Below are 18,144 nucleotides of genomic sequence, written 5' to 3' on the forward strand. Positions count from 1 at the left end.
AGGGCTGCAAAGTACAAAGCTTTAAAAAACCTTCATAAGCTTGAATAAAAAAATGATGAGTTCGTTTTCTAATTCCTTGATTCTCTTCGAAATTAATAAAATAAGAATCCCTGTAGAAAATTCCATAGGGATTCTAAATAAACTATTGATCAAAAGATGTTTAACTTCTTAATTAATCTTTTTTCTTACTCAATACTGATTTAACAAGATGGATTTCACTTAAAAATGAAAAATCTATAGCCAAATATTCAGGTTTCTGGATCCTTTATTTAAAAAATTCCAGTCTAAAACCCTACTTGTAAATCCTGATTATTAACCCTCCATTCAAACTGAATGGCACAATGGGAGACCATCCACTTATTCCGGTTCCTGAAGAAGGACTCCACCATAAGCTTCCTCCCTCACTTACAATTGGCATTAATAGGTTCCCCTGCATTCTAAATCCAATTCTATCAGATAAATAATACCGCATTCCCGCTTGGACACCCACTGTAAATTTTGTACTGCTTTGATTTTCCCCATCTGGAAAGGCAAGATTGGAAGCCCCTAATTTTACCCCTCCAAAAAATGTAACTTTTTCAGAAACAGTGAGTAGCCTGTTTACTCCCGCCATGACAAAATGTAACCTGGCACGTGAATTCTCTTCTTCCACAAGATAAACTGAAGAAGCATTGGCATTAGTGCCAAAATAGGTATAAGAAAACTCGAATTCAGTCACATCATTTGGAGTAATGTATCCAAAACTGATCCCAAAATTGGCATTACCTTCCAATTTGGCTGTACCACCGGTTATATCAAAAGTGGAAGGAAAAGTATATCCTGAAAATGGATTAATTTCAAATGTTTGGGCATTGGAAAAATTGCCTACAATTCCAAGCATTGAAAAAAGGGTGAAAATCAAAAGCACTCTCATATTACTCCAGATTGATTCTAATAAAATTGATTTTTCAACTAACATCTCATTAAAATTAAATCAATATAAAGCAATTACAAAACGAATGGATTACTTTAAATTACTGATTAATCCCCCCTGAATTTGTTTAATATTAACACAGTATGAATTATCACATAAAAAATAAACCTACGGGGGTAACTTTGTATTGAATAAGGAGAAAAACAGAATGATTGATTGGAAAAAAGAAATTAAAAGCTGGGGTATCATCTTTGCTATATTTGCCTTTTTATATTTTACAGGTTTGATAACCCCGATCCTAGGAGGTGTGCAATCCCTTTTACTTGCAACGGGAATAAAAAAACCGAAAATTACCTTGGTGGACAAATCCAATACGGAATTTGACTATAGGGGGGCCTTTGTCGATATGGACGGAAACAGAGTAAATCTTGAGGATTTTAGAGGAAAAACTATTTTCATCAATTTATGGGCAACCTGGTGCCCCCCCTGCCGGGCTGAAATGCCGCATATTTCAGAAATGTACAAAAAAGTTAAGGATACGGAAAACCTGGAATTCCTTATGATTGCTTTGGATGAAGAGATGGGAAAAAGTAAGGATTTTATAGAGAAAAAAGGATTTACATTCCCAGTTGTCCATGCTTCCTATGGTTTGAACAATTCCCTTCAAAGCCAGTCCATTCCCACTACCCTCGTGGTAAGCCCTGACGGTGAAATTGTTTTTTATCAGGAAGGTATGAGCAACTTTGACACAGAAGAATTCAGAAATTTCCTGACTTCATTTAACTGAAATATCCCTTAATAAATTTTATGTCCAGGAAATTTAAATACTTCTTGCTGTTGAGATTTTAATTCAGGATTTTGAAGAAAAATCAACAGCTATCATGAAGTCTTTGAAATATTCCTGGATACTTACCCTTATTCTTGTTCAGCAATCTTTCGCTGGTTTGGCCCAAAAATCCCTTTGGTATAAACAGCCTGCAAATGCTTGGGAGGAGGCTTTACCCATAGGCAATGGCCGCTTAGGTGCCATGGTTTTTGGACGGACGGAAAAAGAGAGAATTCAGTTAAACGAAGATTCTCTTTGGCCAGGAGGACCGGATGACTGGGATTTGGCTGTAGGAAAAAGATCAGATTTGGAAGAGATAAGGACCCTTTTAAACATTGGAGAAAACAAAAAGGCCGATTCACTTTTAGTTGCCAAATTTTCAAGAAAAAGCATCACACGCTCCCATCAGACACTAGGCGATCTCTGGATTGATCTTGGCCATAAAAACATCAGCAATTACAAAAGGGAACTTTCCTTGGATAGTGCATTGGCCACTGTCTCCTATGAAGTGGACGGTTTCCCTTTCAGCCAAAAAGTTTTTTCTTCCTCTCCCTCACAAGCTATAATCGTTGAACTGAAAACGCTACATCCCAATGGGATCAATGGCACTGTAAGACTCAGTAGACCGGAAGATGACGGACATCCAACCGTGACTGTCAAAACTACTTCCAACCAAACACTACAAATGGATGGGGAGGTGACTCAAAGAAGAGGGATGATTGATTCAAAACCCAGTCCAATCCTACATGGAGTAAGGTTCCAGACCATTGCTTGGATTGAAAACGAGGGAGGAAACCTGAAAGCCAACAATGAGGGGATCATTCTTGAAAATGTAAAAAACATGACCATCAAAATGGTCACCAACACCTCCTATTATCATCCGGATTTCAGGGGTGAAAACCAAAAACTACTACAGGCTATCCAGGGGAAAACTTTTGAAGAACTTTTGGAAGAACATGTGAATGATTACCAATCTTTATTCAAAAGACTTGAATTTAAGTTAGGAGAAATATCTGAAAACAATGTTCCAACAGACAAAAGGATTCAAAATGTACAAGAGGGAAAAGAGGATCTTTTTTTAGAGACCCTTCTATTTGATTTCGGAAGGTATCTTCTGATTTCTTCTTCAAGGCCCGGTACTCTACCCGCCAATTTACAAGGCATTTGGAACGAGCATATTGAGGCACCATGGAATGCGGATTACCATATGAACATTAACCTTCAGATGAATTACTGGCCGGCTGAAGTAACTAATTTGTCAGAACTCCATGAGCCCCTTTTTAACTACATGGACAAGTTGATCATTAGTGGTAAACTGACTGCAGCAGAAACTTATGGTATGAAAGGTGCTGCTTTGGCACACGGGTCTGACCTTTGGCATATGACTTTCCTTCAGGCAGCACAGGCTTATTGGGGAGCATGGATAGGTGCTGGCGGTTGGATGATGCAACATTTTTGGGAAAGATATTTGTTTACCGGGGATAAGGAATTTCTAGAAAAAAGATTCATGCCTGCAATGACAGAAATAGCTCAGTTTTATTCAGATTGGCTGGTTAGGTATCCGGAAGATGGGCTATGGGTATCATCACCCTCAACCTCCCCGGAGAATAGTTTCATCAATTTAAAAGGAGAATCTGTAGCCTCAACTATGGGAGCTGCCATGGATCAACAGATAATCGCAGAAGTATTTGATAATTATATCAGTGCCTGCGAAATACTTCAAATCCAACCTGATTTGTTATATGAGATTAAAGCAAAGAGGGAAAATCTCCGATCCGGACTGTGGGTTGGACAGGATGGAAGGCTGTTGGAATGGGACAGGCCCTATGAAGAACCCGAAAAGGGTCACCGTCATATGTCACATTTATATGCTTTCCATCCCGGAAATGCCATTTCAAGAACACGAACTCCTGAATTATTTGATGCAGTCAGAAAAACCTTGGATTACAGGTTGGCAAATGGAGGAGCAGGAACAGGTTGGTCCAGGGCATGGTTAATCAATTTTTCTGCCAGGCTTCATGATGGTGAAATGGCACATGAGAATATCAAAAAGCTTATCCAGATTTCCTTATACCCAAATTTATTTGATGCCCATCCCCCCTTCCAGATTGATGGGAATTTTGGATATACAGCTGGCATAGCTGAAATGCTGCTCCAAAGCCATGATGGCTTTATCCATTTACTTCCTGCACTGCCTAAAGCTTGGGAAAAGGGTTCTATCAAGGGCTTAAAAGCCAGGGGAAATTATACTTTGGATATCAGTTGGGAAAATGGGGAATTGAGCAATGCCTCAGTCTTTTCTCAACTTGGGGGTAAAGTTATAATTAAATACCAAAGCAATGAAATAGATTTGGAATTGGGCAAAGGGGAAAGATTTGAGTTGGAACTTAAATAAATAATCATGCAAGAAGTCATTATTATCGGAGCAGGATTTTCGGGAATTTCTGCGTCAAAAAAATTGAATCAGGCAAATATCCCATTTCTGGTACTTGAAGCTAGAGATAGATTAGGAGGGAGAGTGTATACCAAAAAATTGTCTGAAGACCTCTATCTTGATTTTGGGGGCCAGTGGATCGGTCCAGGCCAGGATAGAATGTATGAACTTTGTAGGGAATTTGGCTTAGAGTATTATGAAACCTATGATCAGGGGAATAACCTTTTGGACTTCGGTAAAAAGGTCAGAAAATTTAAAGGATTAATTCCAAAATTGGACATTGTTTCTCTGATCAATCTTGATTTGGTTCTCAAAAAATTAGAACGCATGGCCAAAAGCATTTCTCTTGAAGAACCTTGGAACCATCCAAAGGCTATGGAATATGACAGGATTTCTTTGGCTGAGTTTATCTCAGTAAACTGCAAAACTATCTCCTGCAAAAAAATAGTAAGCTTGGCATTGGAAACCGTATTTGCTTCAGAATTAAATGAAATCTCCCTTCTACACGCTTTATTTTATATTAAATCCGGAAGGGATCTCAACACCTTGATCAATATTAAAGATGGTGCGCAACTCCACAGGATTGTGGGTGGGATGCAAAGTTTGATTGAAAAAATGGCGGCCCCTTTTCACGATAAGATACATTTTAACAGAACCGTTAAAAAAATCCTTCAGGAAAACGAGGTCATAAAAGTGAAAGGTGAAGATTTTGAATTAACCTGCAAAAAATTAATCATAGCGATTCCGCCACCTTTGGTATCAAAGCTTGAATTCGAGCCCATGCTTTCCGGCAAAAAAAGGCAAATTATTGACAGAATTTCTATGGGTCAGGTCGGAAAATGCTTTATGGTATATAAAAAACCCTTCTGGAGAGAAAATGATTTCAGTGGACAGGCTTTTGCGGATGCAAACTCTCCTTTTCAGTCTATCTTCGATTGTTCTCCCAAAGATACCAAATATGGGATTCTAATGGGATTTACCATTGCCAAAAGAGCAAGGGAATATTTTACCAAATCAAAAGAAGAAAGGAAAAATATCATGAAGGGGAAACTGATCCAATATTATGGCAATGAAGCTGCAGAACCTCTATTATATGAGGATTTTACCATGACAGATGAAGCTTGGAGCAGAGGGTGTTATGCAGGTTTATATCCTACCGGTGCATGGACAGGATTTCAAAATGCCTATTCCAAAGCCGAAGGCAATATTTTATGGGCGGGGACAGAAGCATCACCAATTTGGTTTGGTTATATTGAAGGAGCTGTCAGGGCTGGAGAAAGTGCTGCAGAATCGGTTCGGTTAGCATACAAAAATTCATAAAATCACCCTATTTCATGGTTGTTTTAACGATTTATACGTTCAATAAAAGGCTCCATAAATCATCTCGTTTTAAAAATAGCACCTAAATTTCATGAAAATAGTTCTTTCATTAATTCTATTGGTTATTACAGCCTGGATCATTTGGGCAAATACTGGATTTAATTCAAAACTTCCTGATATAACAAGTGAAATCAGTTTGATTGAGGATATTTTACCTTTTCATCCTGATAGCACAAGAGGAAATATAGTAGGAATTCAACCCTACATGTTGGAAAGTGATTACCTTAATAAGGATCAATTTTCCTCAAAACTGGAAACCTATTTTCAAGCTGCGAAAGAATCAGGTTTTTTCAGAGAAAATACCCTTGTCATTTTACCTGAATATTTGGGAACTTGGCTGGTTATTGCCAATGAAAAAAAATCAGTTGGCACTTCAAATAGCCTAACCTTGGCGATGGTTCAGTTGGTGCTCAGTCATCCTCTTCAATTTTTTGATCATTATCTGATGTCGAAGCAGGAAAAAGACCGCATTGCTGCAGCATTGTTTCGGATGAAAGCAGAAAGCATGGCCTCCATCTATCAAGATTCCTTTTCTTATTTGGCTAAAAAATACAAAGTCTACATCATAGGAGGGTCCATTAATTTACCAGGTCCTCAGATTATCAAAGGTGAAATACAAGTGGATAAAGAAGAACCGATTTTCAATACTTCATTCGTATTTGGCAGCGATGGCCATGTCTTACAGCAACATATCAGAAAGGCTTATCCTATTGAATCAGAAAAGCCTTTTATAGAAAATTCTCCTACCAATAAAATACCTCAATTTCAACTTGCAGAATTTAAAATTGGTGTTTTGGTCTGTGCAGATTCCTGGTATCCTGAATCTTATGAAGCCATCCAAGGAGTAGATCTGGTCTTGGTCCCTTCTTATTGCGCTACAGATGGTGCAATGGAAATTCCTTGGGCCGGCTATAATGGTGCTCCTGCTCCAAGGGATGTTGATATCCATGATATCGGAAATATCAGTGAAAGGGAAGCTTGGGAAAAATATGCTTTGCCAGGAAGAATCGCACAATCAGGGGCATCATCAGGCGTCAATGTTTTCCTTAGGGGGAGGCTTTGGGACTTGGGAACAGACGGACAACCTTTTTTTATAAGAAATGGGGAATTGCTGAAAATAAACGCTGCCCAAAAAGGCGGGATTTGGAATATGGATTTTTAATTTTCAAAGTTTTTGGGTTATTCAAAATGTGAAAAATTTAAATATCCAGCTAATAAATTAAATATTCTATAAACAGGATGCGATTTTCTATAATCGCATTCCTGTCTAAATTCAACTATTTTGCTGGCAATACCTGACAGGAAACCTCCCCAAATCCAACCCTGATCCCATTTCTTTCAGCATGCCCCTTCATGATGACCGTGTCTCCGTCTTCGATAAATTTTCTTTCCCCTCCCTCTTCTAATTTTACTGGTTTAGTGCCCTTCCATGCCAACTCCAACATAGAACCATAACTGTCTTCAGTAGATCCTGAAATCGTACCGGATGCCATCACATCACCTACATTGATATTGCAACCATTGACGGTATGATGTGCCAATTGTTGGGCTATGTTCCAGTACATATATTTAAAATTGGAGGAACAAACCTTGGTAGATTGCATACCTTGAGGTTGTATAAATACCTCAAGGTTAATATCAAAAGCATGATCTTTGGAACATTGAAGGTAAGGTAAAACTTCTGGATCCTGCTTTGGCCCCTTTACCCGAAAGGGTTCCAAAGCTTCCAAAGTCACCACCCATGGAGAAATGCTGGATGCAAAATTCTTCCCTAAAAACGGTCCCAAAGGCACATATTCCCAAGCCTGAATGTCTCTGGCTGACCAATCATTGAACAATACAAAACCGAAAATATAATTTTCAGCATCTTGGGTCTTGATACTGTCTCCCATTTTTGTTGGTCCACCGGTAATAAATGCCAATTCCAATTCAAAGTCCAATCTCTTGCTGGGTCCAAATTCAGGCTTATCCATATTGGGATCTTTGAATTGCCCTTTTGGCCTATAAATTGGAATCCCTGAGGGAATAATGGAAGAGGCACGCCCATGGTACCCAACTGGGAGATGCTTCCAATTGGGCAATAAGGCATTTTCAGGATCTCTAAACATCATACCCACATTGGTGGCATGTTCCATACTGCTGTAAAAATCCGTGTAGTCCCCTACCTTCACTGGCATCAACATTTGTGCTTCATTACGGTTTACCATTGCCTTTCCCCTACAGGTATGTTCACGAAGCAGTTCGTTTTCCTCTTTCAATAAGTTTTGAACAATCTCTCTTACTTTTTTTGTAACGGGCTTCCCAAGCGCAATTAAATCATTAAGCGCATTTCTTAAGAATATATCATTAGGCAGTTGGGAAAGCTCCGAAAAAAAACCTTCTTCATGTAAGACTGATAAGTCAACGATTTTATCCCCTATGGCTATCCCCATCCTGGGAGAAAGTCTTTTGTTTTGAAAAATACCATAGGGCAAATTGTAAATCGTAAAATCTGAATCTTGAGCTACCTGTACCCAGGAAGTCAATGGTATTATACTTGGGTTACTCATTTGTAAAAGTTTATTTGCCCTGCAAAGGTATGTTTTTGGGGCAGAAGACAAAAATTTGTTGGTAAATGGGTGCATTCAAAAAACCAATATCCACATTTTTTTATTTATTCTGAACCCACATTTTGTAAAACCATGTACTCTAAAATAATAAAACTCCCTTTACATTATTTAATATCAATAAATCTCAAAGTATTCAATTAAAAGAATTGGAATAATTCCTTTATCCGTTGCTAAATTACCTAATTTTCAGTAACTTAAAATTCAATAAATTCCAAATAACCTTTAATTTCTATTATTATGGGCGTTTTAAAAGTTATCGAAGTTTTAGCAAATTCCAACAAAGGCTGGGAAGATGCAGCCAGAAATGCAGTTGCTCACGCCTCCAAAACGGTCAAGCATATCAAGTCTGTCTATGTCCAAGAACAAAGTGCAACTGTCACCAATGGGGAAATCAGCCAGTATAGGGTAAATGTGAAAATCACATTTGAAATTGAAGATTAAAGATAAAACCTGTATTCTTTTGATTAGAAACGAAAGAGTACAGGTTTTTTGAATTCAATATCAGGTCGAATTCTTTTGATTGGACAAAAATGTTACCTCCCAAAAATTTTCTTTTATACACTCAAAATCCTCTTCCTTTTTGACATATATCATTTTTTCCGAAATCCGAAGTCCCCATTTCTTACTTTCCTCTAGCCTCTTTTACCTTACACAATTCTTCATTTCTCATAGTTCAAAAGTATTTTTATCTTAATTTTGCGCCTTGAGTTTAAAAAAATCTCTCTTAAAGATGTCATTAGCGACCAAATACAATCCAGAAGCCGCCGAGGCCAAGTGGTACAAATACTGGATGGAGCATAAATTTTTCTCCTCCGAAGTTGATCATAGCAAAGAACCTTACACCATCGTTATCCCTCCACCAAATGTGACAGGTGTACTACACATGGGCCATATGCTCAACAATACCATTCAGGATGTATTGGTCAGAAAAGCACGCATGGAAGGCAAAAATGCCTGTTGGGTGCCCGGAACAGACCATGCTTCCATCGCCACAGAAGCCAAGGTAGTGGCTATGCTGAAGGAAAGGGGCATTGACAAAAAATCCCTCACCAGGGAAGAATTCCTGAAATATGCCTGGGAATGGAAAGAAAAATACGGCGGGATTATCCTTGAACAGCTGAAAAAGCTAGGGGCCTCCTGTGACTGGGACAGAACCAAATTCACTATGGATCCGGACCTCAGTGACGCTGTCATTTCCGTTTTTGTGGATTTGTACAAAAAAGGCAAAATCTATCGTGGTGTAAGGATGGTCAACTGGGATCCCCAAGGAAAAACCGCCCTATCGGACGACGAAGTGATCATGAAGGAAATTCAGTCCAAGCTGTTTTATATCAAATATAAAATCGAAGGTTCTGAAGATTTCCTAACCATCGCTACCACCCGTCCGGAAACCATCATGGCAGACGTAGCGATTTGTATCAATCCAAATGACCCTAGGTTTACCAACCTGAAAGGCAAAAAAGCAATCATCCCATTGATTAACAGGGCCATCCCAATCATTGAGGATGAGTATGTGGACATGGAGTTTGGTACAGGATGTCTGAAAGTGACTCCTGCACACGATATCAATGACTATGAACTAGGCCTTAAGCACAAACTGGAGGTCATTGACATCCTGAATGATGACGGCACTTTGAATGAAAAAGCCCAGATTCTGGTAGGAGAAGACAGGTTTATAGCCAGAAAAAAAATCGGCAAACTTATAGAGGAGGCTGGACAACTGGACAAAATAGAAGACTACAAATCCAATGTAGGCCATTCTGAGAGGACCGATGCAGTCATCGAACCCAAGCTTTCTTTACAGTGGTTCCTTAAAATGGAGGAAATCACCAAACCAGCTTTGCGATCGGTTATGGAAGACATCATCCAGCTTCATCCGCCCAAGTTCAAAAACATGTATAGGGCCTGGATGGAAAACGTTCGTGACTGGTGTATCTCCCGTCAGCTGTGGTGGGGCCATCAGATACCTGCCTTCTACCTGCCCAATGGGGAATTTGTGGTTGCCAAAACCAAGGGAGAAGCCCTTGCAATGGCCAATGAAAAATTCCAGACTTCTTATACACTTGATGACCTAAAGCAAGATGAAGATGTGCTGGACACCTGGTTTTCCTCTTGGTTATGGCCTATCTCTGTATTTGATACTGAGGTATTCACGACAGGCAAGCCTAACGAAGACCTGAAATACTATTATCCAACCAATGACCTCGTTACTGCACCGGAAATTCTTTTCTTCTGGGTAGCGAGAATGATCATAGCAGGATATGAATATATGGGCGAAAAACCTTTCACAAACGTATACCTGACCGGTATTGTGAGGGACAAACTCGGTAGAAAAATGTCCAAGTCCTTGGGGAACTCCCCTGATCCCTTGGACTTGATCGCCAATTTTGGAGCTGATGGGGTAAGAACGGGTATGCTATTCTCCTCCCCCGCCGGTAATGACCTTCCATTCGATGAAAAATTGGTCGAACAGGGAAGAAACTTCGCGAACAAAATCTGGAATGCCTTCAGATTGGTGAAAGGTTGGGAAATTGATGAAAATGCATGGGGAGAAAGTAACAGGTCATCAATCATTTGGTTTGAAAATAGGTTCAATGAGGCATTGACTGAAATCGAAGATCACTTCCAGAAATTTAGAATTTCAGACGCTTTGATGAGCACCTACAAACTGGTGTGGGATGATTTCTGCTCCTGGTACCTGGAAATGATCAAACCAGCTTATCAGAAGCCGATTGATAGACCAACCTATGATAAGACCATTGTCTTTTTCGAGAATATTTTAAAAATCCTTCATCCCTTTATGCCATTCCTTACCGAGGAACTCTGGCATCAAATTAAGGAAAGAAAGTCTTCTGAGGCACTGATCGTAACCTCATGGCCAAAAGCCAAAGCCTTCGAAGCGAAACCTATTTCTGATGCTGCCCAGATTTTCGAAGTGGTTTCTCAGATAAGAAATATCCGTTCTTCCAAAGGGATTTCTCCAAAAGAAGCCTTTGCCCTGACAGTAAACACCAAGCAACCTGAACTATATAAGAGTTTCGAGGAGGTAATAAAGAAACTGGCCAACCTTTCCGAACTGGCTTTTGGGGAAAAGGTGGACAATGCAGTAAGCTTTGTGGTAAAAGCCGATGAATGCTTTATCCCCTTGGAAGAGCAGATCGATGTAGAAAAAGAAAAAGAAAACCTCCTCAAAGAATTGGAGTATACCAAAGGCTTTCTAAACTCGGTGTTGAAAAAACTCAGCAATGAGAGATTCGTTGCAGGTGCGCCTGCTGCAGTAGTAGAAAGTGAAAAGAAGAAGAAAGCGGATGCCGAAGCTAAAATCAAGACTTTAGAGGAAGCTTTATCAAAAATAGGGTAATATTTTATTCAGGAATGCTCAAAAAGCCAAACATTCAATCCGAAATTAAATTTTGGATTGAATGTTTTTTTTTGCATAATATTTCAATTTTTTGAAACTAATAGATTATTATTACCGTAAAGACAATATGTCCTATTTTAAAATCTTTTTAGTATGAAACATTATTCTAAAATTATCTTAGCTTCTTTGCTTTTTCTAGGTATCCTTGGATGTGAAACCAATGAGGACCCCAATCCAACACCCCAGCAAGAAGATTTCCCTGATCTTCAGATTTTCTTGGATAAATTTGAAGATGAGGCCAAACTGAGAGGTTTTAATTTCAATTTTTCAGGTTTAGATATTACGTATGTGGACGAAATCCGCTTTTCTGAAATTGAAATTTACTGTGGATACGGTTACATCAGGCATCCTCAAACGGGCAGAAGAACTGTCCTTATTTCAAAATCTACAAATTGTGATTGGGCAAATAAAACAGATATTCAGAGAGAAAATCTGTTTTTTCATGAAATAGGCCATGCCTTTTTGAACCTCCCACATGACAATGCTTCGAAGTGTGATGGCAGGCCATTATCCTTAATGGCTAATGAATTCGATAACTTTAATATTTATAAAGAAAATGAACCCGAGTTACGGGAATATTATTTGGATGAGTTGTTTGACAGGTTAACGGCCAATCAACAGTGCATTGATTTTGGGCAGGACTTTGAATTAAATCCAGTTTTTTTTAAAAACGATATAAATGACTCTATGTGGAGATTTTCGAACGATAATGGAAACTATGGCATATCCGGAGGTATCAATGAAGCATCCGGGAATCCATTTTTCCAAATTTCTTCGGAAGGAAACGGTCAAAATACAGGATATGCTTTTAGACAAATTGACGCCCCTAACATCCCCGAAGGAGCAACTGTCAAACTCCGAGCAAAAATCAGTTCAGAAAATCTAGAAGGACCCGGAGTAGCTATTGCTCTCCGTGTGTATGAAACCGAAATAGGACAAAGTGGGGCAGCTACTGTAGAATCTCATGTATTGAGTACGGAAATGAATCCCATCAACGGAAAATTGGAGAATAAATTGATTGAATTAACGCTTACCAATTTCACCAGAAAAACCATCATTATGATTCCATTTGCGGTAATGATGCCGGGAACATCCGGAGAAGCTTCCTTTGATGATTTTGAAATTTTGGTAGAGCCAGGTAGTTAAAATTAATTTTATTTATCAATATATATTTATTGTTTTTCAATAATTTTTTTCTGATATTTGAAAAACTTTAAATGTATATACTATGAATCTCACAGAACAGTGGAAAGAAAAATGGGTGACCCAGCCAGGATTAATACTGATCACCGTGGTGATTTGGTCCATCTTTATCGGTCTTTGCATCAAAGCGGGAGCTTTGCTGTTTACTTTTGTTTACAGCTTATTTAATCCCATTGTTGCCCAGGACCTTTACGAAGGTTTAAATCTTTATGGACTTTTGAATCAACATTTTTGGAATTATGTTGGAGTCATGACATTCCTGCTGATAATTACAGGTCAGAAAGCTTATATGTTTTATTTAATGATCCTAGTTTTCCTAAAAATCAACCTGGTACATCCTTTCAGCAAAGAGATTTCCAAAAAAATTTCAGAAATAAGTTATGTGGCGCTAAACATAGGTTTGACCATCATCCTTGCCTCGGCATATTTCAAATGGCTCGAAAAAAGGAGTTTCGATGTACCTGCTCTTGATGGATATATTGGAGGGGCTTTCGAATACTTGTTGATGGCTGCCCTTATTTATGCCATAGCCCAAGTGTTTAAAAGAGGGGTAGAAATCCAGTCTGAAAACGAGTTAACCATCTAAGCCATGCCAATAATTGTGAATTTGGATGTAATGATGGCCAAGCGAAAAATGTCCCTCAATGAACTTTCCGAAAAAGTAGATATCACCTTGTCCAATCTTTCAATATTAAAAACCGGAAAAGCCAAAGCCGTACGCTTCAGCACCTTGGAAGCTATCTGCAAGGCCTTGGATTGTCAGCCGGGGGATATTTTGGAATATGTGGAAGAATAAATCCTTTCATATTAAAGAAAAGCATTTTTGCTCTAAACTAATAAACAGCTTTACGCCTTTCTCACAAACTCAGACTTAAGGGCCATAAACCCAAAGCCGTCGATTTTGCAATCAATATTGTGATCTCCTTCAACCAAGCGGATATTCTTCACTTTGGTCCCCGATTTTATCGGCTTGGGAGCGCCTTTGACTGGTAGGTCTTTTATAATGACCACTGCATCACCATCAGCCAATATATTTCCATTGGCATCTTTCACAATAAGTCCTTCTTCTGTTTTGTCTTTTTCAGGAGTCCAAACAAAGCCACATTCGGGACAGACCATTTGGTGGTCCACTTCATAGGCATAAGGTGAGTTACAGGCTGGGCAAGGTGGCAGATTTTCCATTGCAGAAAGTTAAAATTTCTTCTATTAAATCAAACAAAAAATCTCTACCTATCTGGCTTTCAAATATTTATTTTTTTGCTTAAATAGGAATAAAATACGATCAGAATGTTGAATCTTGAAAACATAGGAGCATTGGTCTTGGCTTTACTTATTTTAATAGAGCTTATTGTTGCATGGAAACTTCAGTCCAATCAGGAGGTAATCCATGACATGTTGGCCAATTTTACAGTGGGATTGGTTATTTTACCTGTGGGATTAATGATGAAAGGGGTTGCTTATGGCCTTTATTCCATAGTCTATAGTTTTGCTTTTTTCAAACCTGAAACAACAATATGGCTTTGGATTGCAGGCTTTATTGCCTGTGATTTTGTGATGTACCTATTTCACCTCCTTGGACATAAATCCCGTATTTTTTGGGCAGCACATGTAACCCATCACTCTTCTGTTCATTTCAATCTTTCTGTTGGTATCCGGGTAAATTTCTTCCATACACTCTACCGTTTTTTGTTTTGGGCTCCTCTTTGTCTTTTAGGTATTCCTCCATGGATGATTTTACTCAATGAGACCATTTCCTATTTGTGGAATGTGATCATCCATACCGAACGCGTAAAAAAATTAGGATGGCTGGACCTAATATTAAATACCCCCTCCAATCACAGGGTCCATCATGGTAGTAATCCCCAATATATTGATAAAAATTTGGGAGGGATATTAATCATCTTTGATCATATTTTTGGAACTTATCAAAGAGAGGACGTAAAACCTGTATATGGAATTACCCATAATATCCAAACACATAATCCTGCAAAAATCCTGCTTCATGAATACCAGGATATTTTTAAACAATTACCTAAAATCCCATCCTGGAAAAGAAAATTACAATTTTTGTTCTTGGCACCTGGATCAGAAAAATGGAAACAAATCCCACAAAGCTTTGCCAAATCCAAAAACCTGATTACTCAATCTTTAGAAAGCTGAAATACCTAAAGAAAACTTATTACTACCCCTTGATTACCGCCAAAGGTCGTAGTCTTGCAATTTTTTTTGCCAACCCTGCCTGATGAACTACCTCAATTACTTCCTCAATATCTTTATAGGCAATAGGAGCTTCCTCACTGACCCCTGATCTTGAACCGGCCCTCACAAAAATATTTTTTCCAACCAATTCTTTTTCCAATTCATGAATATTCACTGCTCTTTGGGCTGCCCTTCTGGACATTCGCCTTCCTGCTCCATGACAAGTAGACCCAAACGACTCATCCATAGCCTGAGCAGTCCCTGCCATGACATAGGAAGCAGTGCCCATACTTCCTGGAATAATAACAGGCTGACCAGTACTCTTATAACATTCGGTCACTTCTGGATGTCCAGGACCAAAGGAGCGTGTGGAACCTTTACGGTGTACAATCAGCTTTTTCTTTTTGCCTTCAACCACATGTTCTTCCACTTTGGCAATATTATGGGCCACATCATATAGGACTCCCAATTTCGTATCTTTGCCTTTGAAAAATTCTTTCCAGGCATTGCGGATTTCCCAAGTGATCACCTGTCTGTTGCACCAGGCATAATTTGCAGCAGCTGCCATGGATTTAAAATATTGTTGCCCTTCCTGAGAATTAAAAGGCACACAGGCCAATTCCCTATCCGGCACCTCAATTCCATATTTTCCCATGGAAGCAACCATCAGTTTCATATAATCGGAAGCAATCTGATGCCCCAAACCTCTGGAACCGGTATGGATTAATATGGTCAGCTGTCCCTCCCTCAACCCAAAGATTTGGGCAACTTCCTGATCAAATATTTTATCTACATAAGAAACTTCCACGAAATGATTACCTGAACCAATGGTACCCAATTGGTCAATACCCCGCTTTTTAGCATATTCGGATACACATACTGGGTCAGCATTATCCAGTCTTCCGCGAGATTCTATTTTATCAATATCTTCTTTATTTGCGTAGCCATTTTTTAAAGCCCATTGAACACCTAGGGTTAGGACTTTATCCAACTCTTTTTCGCTCAATTGTATATTCCCCCCTTTTCCGACTCCTGAAGGAATCTGCGCATACAACGCTTTAGCCAACTCTTCACCCCTACCTTTCAGATCCTCCTTTTGTAAATTTGATGTTAAAAGCCTGACGCCACAATTGATGTCATAACCAATACCTCCAGGAGAGATCCCTCCATCAGGCCAGGCTGTCGCAGCAATTCCTCCAATGGGAAATCCATAACCTTCATGGACATCGGGCATAACAATGGACGCCTTGGTTATTCCGGGCAACATAGCTACATTGGTCAACTGCTCCAAAGACTTATCTCCTCCTATTTCTTCCAAAATCTTTTTCGAAGCGTAAACCTGTGCTGGCACTCTCATTCCTTTCTTGACATGAGGAGGAAGTTCCCAGAGGTAATCACTCTTTTTAACCAATTGACTTTTAAGCTCCATTTTTTAAATATCCAATACAATGATGGTTTCAAACATCCCAGATTTATTCTTCTTCACCTGCGCCTCATGGTAAGTAACTGCCTTTATATCTTCATCAAAAGCCCCTACCCTACTTCCAAAGATTTTCGCTATGATTTCTTTTTTTCCTATATGCTGAATTTCCAAATCAAAAAACACCGCTTTTTGGATATGGGAAAACATCAGTACTTCATTTAGAAATTCCACCAAAAGCGATGTCATATCCACAGAAACCAATGATATCGCAATAATTTCAATAGCCTGTTGTGGCTTTTCAAATACGTCAGCTTTCAAAATCCTTCCAATCCCCTCCAAACCGGCCCTAAAGAGTTCCTCCTCTGAACTCCCTTGAATTTTCATCCTAACATCAGCAATGTGGGGCAAATACTCAAGTGACTTCATATCGCGCATGTCTTTTTACTTGGAACTATAAGTTAGGAAAATTACAGGTATGATGCTTGAATTCCCCCTAGTTATAAAAATTTTACCCCATCAAAGATATCCTAAACAAGGATTTCTAATTTAAGTTATAAATTGCATGTTATAAACCCATAAAATCAAATCAAAAATGAAAAAACAAGTTTTATTATTTACCGGTATTTTATTTGTATTCCTATTTGGATTCAAGGTTGAATCCATGGCGCAATTGCAGATCCCAGCTGCAAGTCCTGCAGCATTTGTTTCCCAAAATGTTGGATTCACTAAAATAAGCATTGATTATTCTTCCCCTGCTGTGAAGGGTAGAAAAATTTTTGGAGAAATAGAAAAGTATGGAGTGACTTGGAGAGCAGGTGCGAATGCAGCCACTATGATTGAATTCAGTACAAGTGTGAGTGTGGGAGGAAAAAACCTTCGAGCAGGGAAATATTCCATCTTTATCACTCCCCGTGAATCCGGTGATTGGACTATCCACTTTAACGGAAAAGGAAATTCAGTATTCACTTACATGAAAGACGGCAAAATTGATGAGGAAGCTTTAGCAAAAGATGATGTTGCGTCCATTAATGTTGCCCCAGAAAAATTAAGCGCTGTACAGGAAAGACTAACTTACACCATTTCAGCTGAGAATAACAAAGTCGCCAAGGTAAGTATGGCATTTGAAAATGTAAAAGTATCATTTATGGTGGATACTCAGGTGGACCAGAAAATGGAAGGTTTTAAAACAGCCTTTTAATCCAGATTAAACGAAATTAAAAAAGGTGACTTTAAACGGTCACCTTTTTTGTTTAACTTTATTTGAACCTTCAAACCCAAATGGATAAACTTACAATCTCCACATCGATACAGATTAACAAAAATCCTGAAAATGTATTTGTAGCAATCATTGATCCTGCCCATATGGCCCGCTATTTTATCTCCAAAAGTTCAGGAAAAATGGAATCAGGTAAAACGTTAGAATGGGAATTTCCTGAATTTCCGGGAAGTTTTCCGGTGAGAGTCTTATCTGTAAAACCGTTTGAATCCATCAATTTCGAATGGGATGGAGATAGCCACCCGCTAACAGTAACAATTGACTTAGAACCCAGGAATAATGGAGATGCTACTTTGGTGAAGGTGGAAGAAAAAGAAATGGAAGTCAATGAGGAAGGCTTAAACTGGCTGAAAAACAATACAGCAGGATGGGCCAATTTTCTTGCCTGCCTTAAAGCATATCTGGAATATGGCATCAATCTGAGGAAGGGTGCCTTTGACTTTATGATCCAACAATAAAA

At 38.9% G+C, this 18,144-nt stretch carries 17 protein-coding genes; 12 read left to right on the top strand and 5 right to left on the bottom strand.

The genetic code is table 11. The features are described 5' to 3' along the window. Positions 1 to 292: 292 nt before the first annotated feature. Complete coding sequence (locus tag ACFSKV_RS17705; RefSeq protein WP_380805811.1) at positions 293 to 913, bottom strand: hypothetical protein; 621 nt, start codon at positions 911 to 913, stop codon at positions 293 to 295. 208 nt (positions 914 to 1,121) lie between these two features. On the opposite strand from ACFSKV_RS17705, the gene ACFSKV_RS17710 reads away from it, so the two are divergent. The 4 genes from ACFSKV_RS17710 (at position 1,122) to ACFSKV_RS17725 (ending at position 6,715) form a co-directional block, all read left to right on the top strand. Continuing rightward, the gene (locus tag ACFSKV_RS17710) at positions 1,122 to 1,700 is read left to right on the top strand and encodes a TlpA family protein disulfide reductase (protein ID WP_380805813.1); all 579 of its coding nucleotides are present in this window, start codon (positions 1,122 to 1,124) and stop codon (positions 1,698 to 1,700) included. A 94-nt stretch (positions 1,701 to 1,794) separates the two neighbouring features. Further along, the gene (locus tag ACFSKV_RS17715) at positions 1,795 to 4,134 is read left to right on the top strand and encodes a glycosyl hydrolase family 95 catalytic domain-containing protein (RefSeq protein ID WP_380805815.1); all 2,340 of its coding nucleotides are present in this window, start codon (positions 1,795 to 1,797) and stop codon (positions 4,132 to 4,134) included. Between the two features lie 6 nt (positions 4,135 to 4,140). Beyond that, positions 4,141 to 5,493, top strand: coding sequence for a flavin monoamine oxidase family protein (locus tag ACFSKV_RS17720; RefSeq protein ID WP_380805817.1), 1,353 nt, complete (start codon positions 4,141 to 4,143; stop codon positions 5,491 to 5,493). Between the two features lie 91 nt (positions 5,494 to 5,584). Further along, positions 5,585 to 6,715, top strand: a complete 1,131-nt coding sequence (locus ACFSKV_RS17725; protein ID WP_380805820.1) for a carbon-nitrogen hydrolase family protein — start codon at positions 5,585 to 5,587, stop codon at positions 6,713 to 6,715. 115 nt (positions 6,716 to 6,830) lie between these two features. Here the strand turns inward: ACFSKV_RS17725 and fahA are convergent, their stop codons facing one another. Beyond that, positions 6,831 to 8,102: a fumarylacetoacetase gene (fahA, locus tag ACFSKV_RS17730; protein WP_380805823.1), complete on the bottom strand. Its 1,272-nt coding sequence runs from the start codon at positions 8,100 to 8,102 to the stop codon at positions 6,831 to 6,833. A gap of 297 nt (positions 8,103 to 8,399) precedes the next feature. Between fahA and ACFSKV_RS17735 the strand changes: the two genes are divergently transcribed. The 5 genes from ACFSKV_RS17735 to ACFSKV_RS17755 all read left to right on the top strand — a co-directional run bounded on the left by ACFSKV_RS17735 (position 8,400) and on the right by ACFSKV_RS17755 (position 13,582). After that, on the top strand, positions 8,400 to 8,603 hold the full coding sequence (locus tag ACFSKV_RS17735) for a dodecin family protein (RefSeq protein WP_380805825.1): 204 nt from the start codon (positions 8,400 to 8,402) through the stop codon (positions 8,601 to 8,603). A 289-nt stretch (positions 8,604 to 8,892) separates the two neighbouring features. Next, on the top strand, positions 8,893 to 11,523 hold the full coding sequence (locus tag ACFSKV_RS17740) for a valine--tRNA ligase (RefSeq protein WP_380805827.1): 2,631 nt from the start codon (positions 8,893 to 8,895) through the stop codon (positions 11,521 to 11,523). Between the two features lie 153 nt (positions 11,524 to 11,676). Beyond that, the gene (locus ACFSKV_RS17745; protein WP_380805831.1) at positions 11,677 to 12,729 is read left to right on the top strand and encodes a hypothetical protein; all 1,053 of its coding nucleotides are present in this window, start codon (positions 11,677 to 11,679) and stop codon (positions 12,727 to 12,729) included. An 82-nt stretch (positions 12,730 to 12,811) separates the two neighbouring features. Continuing rightward, a complete protein-coding gene (locus ACFSKV_RS17750; RefSeq protein WP_380805833.1) occupies positions 12,812 to 13,372 on the top strand; it encodes a DUF2975 domain-containing protein in 561 nt (186 codons plus the stop codon). Positions 13,373 to 13,375: 3 nt separating this feature from the next. Further along, the gene (locus ACFSKV_RS17755) at positions 13,376 to 13,582 is read left to right on the top strand and encodes a helix-turn-helix domain-containing protein (RefSeq protein WP_380805835.1); all 207 of its coding nucleotides are present in this window, start codon (positions 13,376 to 13,378) and stop codon (positions 13,580 to 13,582) included. Between the two features lie 50 nt (positions 13,583 to 13,632). Here the strand turns inward: ACFSKV_RS17755 and ACFSKV_RS17760 are convergent, their stop codons facing one another. Then, a complete protein-coding gene (locus ACFSKV_RS17760) occupies positions 13,633 to 13,968 on the bottom strand; it encodes a zinc ribbon domain-containing protein YjdM (protein WP_380805838.1) in 336 nt (111 codons plus the stop codon). Positions 13,969 to 14,073: 105 nt separating this feature from the next. Here ACFSKV_RS17760 and ACFSKV_RS17765 point away from each other — a divergent pair, with 105 nt between their 5' ends. Further along, a complete protein-coding gene (locus tag ACFSKV_RS17765; protein ID WP_380805840.1) occupies positions 14,074 to 14,946 on the top strand; it encodes a sterol desaturase family protein in 873 nt (290 codons plus the stop codon). A gap of 22 nt (positions 14,947 to 14,968) precedes the next feature. Here ACFSKV_RS17765 and ACFSKV_RS17770 read toward each other — a convergent pair whose 3' ends face one another. Next, entirely contained in the window at positions 14,969 to 16,414 is a 1,446-nt protein-coding gene (locus ACFSKV_RS17770; protein ID WP_380805842.1) for an RtcB family protein, read from the bottom strand. Positions 16,415 to 16,417: 3 nt separating this feature from the next. After that, the gene (locus ACFSKV_RS17775; protein WP_380805845.1) at positions 16,418 to 16,834 is read right to left on the bottom strand and encodes an archease; all 417 of its coding nucleotides are present in this window, start codon (positions 16,832 to 16,834) and stop codon (positions 16,418 to 16,420) included. Positions 16,835 to 17,000: 166 nt separating this feature from the next. Between ACFSKV_RS17775 and ACFSKV_RS17780 the strand changes: the two genes are divergently transcribed. After that, entirely contained in the window at positions 17,001 to 17,606 is a 606-nt protein-coding gene (locus ACFSKV_RS17780; protein ID WP_380805848.1) for a DUF2911 domain-containing protein, read from the top strand. An 80-nt stretch (positions 17,607 to 17,686) separates the two neighbouring features. Next, entirely contained in the window at positions 17,687 to 18,142 is a 456-nt protein-coding gene (locus ACFSKV_RS17785; protein ID WP_380805851.1) for an SRPBCC domain-containing protein, read from the top strand. The last annotated feature ends 2 nt before the right edge of the window (positions 18,143 to 18,144 follow it).

This window comes from Shivajiella indica (genome assembly GCF_042683085.1).
Taxonomy (GTDB): domain Bacteria; phylum Bacteroidota; class Bacteroidia; order Cytophagales; family Cyclobacteriaceae; genus Shivajiella; species Shivajiella indica.

What these genes read in the sequence shown, in the direction of transcription:
- ACFSKV_RS17705 (WP_380805811.1), bottom strand. Translation starts at nt 913, where the DNA reads ATGAGAGTGCTTTTGATTTTCACCCTTTTTTCAATGCTTGGAATTGTA.
- ACFSKV_RS17710 (WP_380805813.1), top strand. Translation starts at nt 1,122, where the DNA reads ATGATTGATTGGAAAAAAGAAATTAAAAGCTGGGGTATCATCTTTGCT.
- ACFSKV_RS17715 (WP_380805815.1), top strand. Translation starts at nt 1,795, where the DNA reads ATGAAGTCTTTGAAATATTCCTGGATACTTACCCTTATTCTTGTTCAG.
- ACFSKV_RS17720 (WP_380805817.1), top strand. Translation starts at nt 4,141, where the DNA reads ATGCAAGAAGTCATTATTATCGGAGCAGGATTTTCGGGAATTTCTGCG.
- ACFSKV_RS17725 (WP_380805820.1), top strand. Translation starts at nt 5,585, where the DNA reads ATGAAAATAGTTCTTTCATTAATTCTATTGGTTATTACAGCCTGGATC.
- fahA (WP_380805823.1), bottom strand. Translation starts at nt 8,102, where the DNA reads ATGAGTAACCCAAGTATAATACCATTGACTTCCTGGGTACAGGTAGCT.
- ACFSKV_RS17735 (WP_380805825.1), top strand. Translation starts at nt 8,400, where the DNA reads ATGGGCGTTTTAAAAGTTATCGAAGTTTTAGCAAATTCCAACAAAGGC.
- ACFSKV_RS17740 (WP_380805827.1), top strand. Translation starts at nt 8,893, where the DNA reads ATGTCATTAGCGACCAAATACAATCCAGAAGCCGCCGAGGCCAAGTGG.
- ACFSKV_RS17745 (WP_380805831.1), top strand. Translation starts at nt 11,677, where the DNA reads ATGAAACATTATTCTAAAATTATCTTAGCTTCTTTGCTTTTTCTAGGT.
- ACFSKV_RS17750 (WP_380805833.1), top strand. Translation starts at nt 12,812, where the DNA reads ATGAATCTCACAGAACAGTGGAAAGAAAAATGGGTGACCCAGCCAGGA.
- ACFSKV_RS17755 (WP_380805835.1), top strand. Translation starts at nt 13,376, where the DNA reads ATGCCAATAATTGTGAATTTGGATGTAATGATGGCCAAGCGAAAAATG.
- ACFSKV_RS17760 (WP_380805838.1), bottom strand. Translation starts at nt 13,968, where the DNA reads ATGGAAAATCTGCCACCTTGCCCAGCCTGTAACTCACCTTATGCCTAT.
- ACFSKV_RS17765 (WP_380805840.1), top strand. Translation starts at nt 14,074, where the DNA reads ATGTTGAATCTTGAAAACATAGGAGCATTGGTCTTGGCTTTACTTATT.
- ACFSKV_RS17770 (WP_380805842.1), bottom strand. Translation starts at nt 16,414, where the DNA reads ATGGAGCTTAAAAGTCAATTGGTTAAAAAGAGTGATTACCTCTGGGAA.
- ACFSKV_RS17775 (WP_380805845.1), bottom strand. Translation starts at nt 16,834, where the DNA reads ATGAAGTCACTTGAGTATTTGCCCCACATTGCTGATGTTAGGATGAAA.
- ACFSKV_RS17780 (WP_380805848.1), top strand. Translation starts at nt 17,001, where the DNA reads ATGAAAAAACAAGTTTTATTATTTACCGGTATTTTATTTGTATTCCTA.
- ACFSKV_RS17785 (WP_380805851.1), top strand. Translation starts at nt 17,687, where the DNA reads ATGGATAAACTTACAATCTCCACATCGATACAGATTAACAAAAATCCT.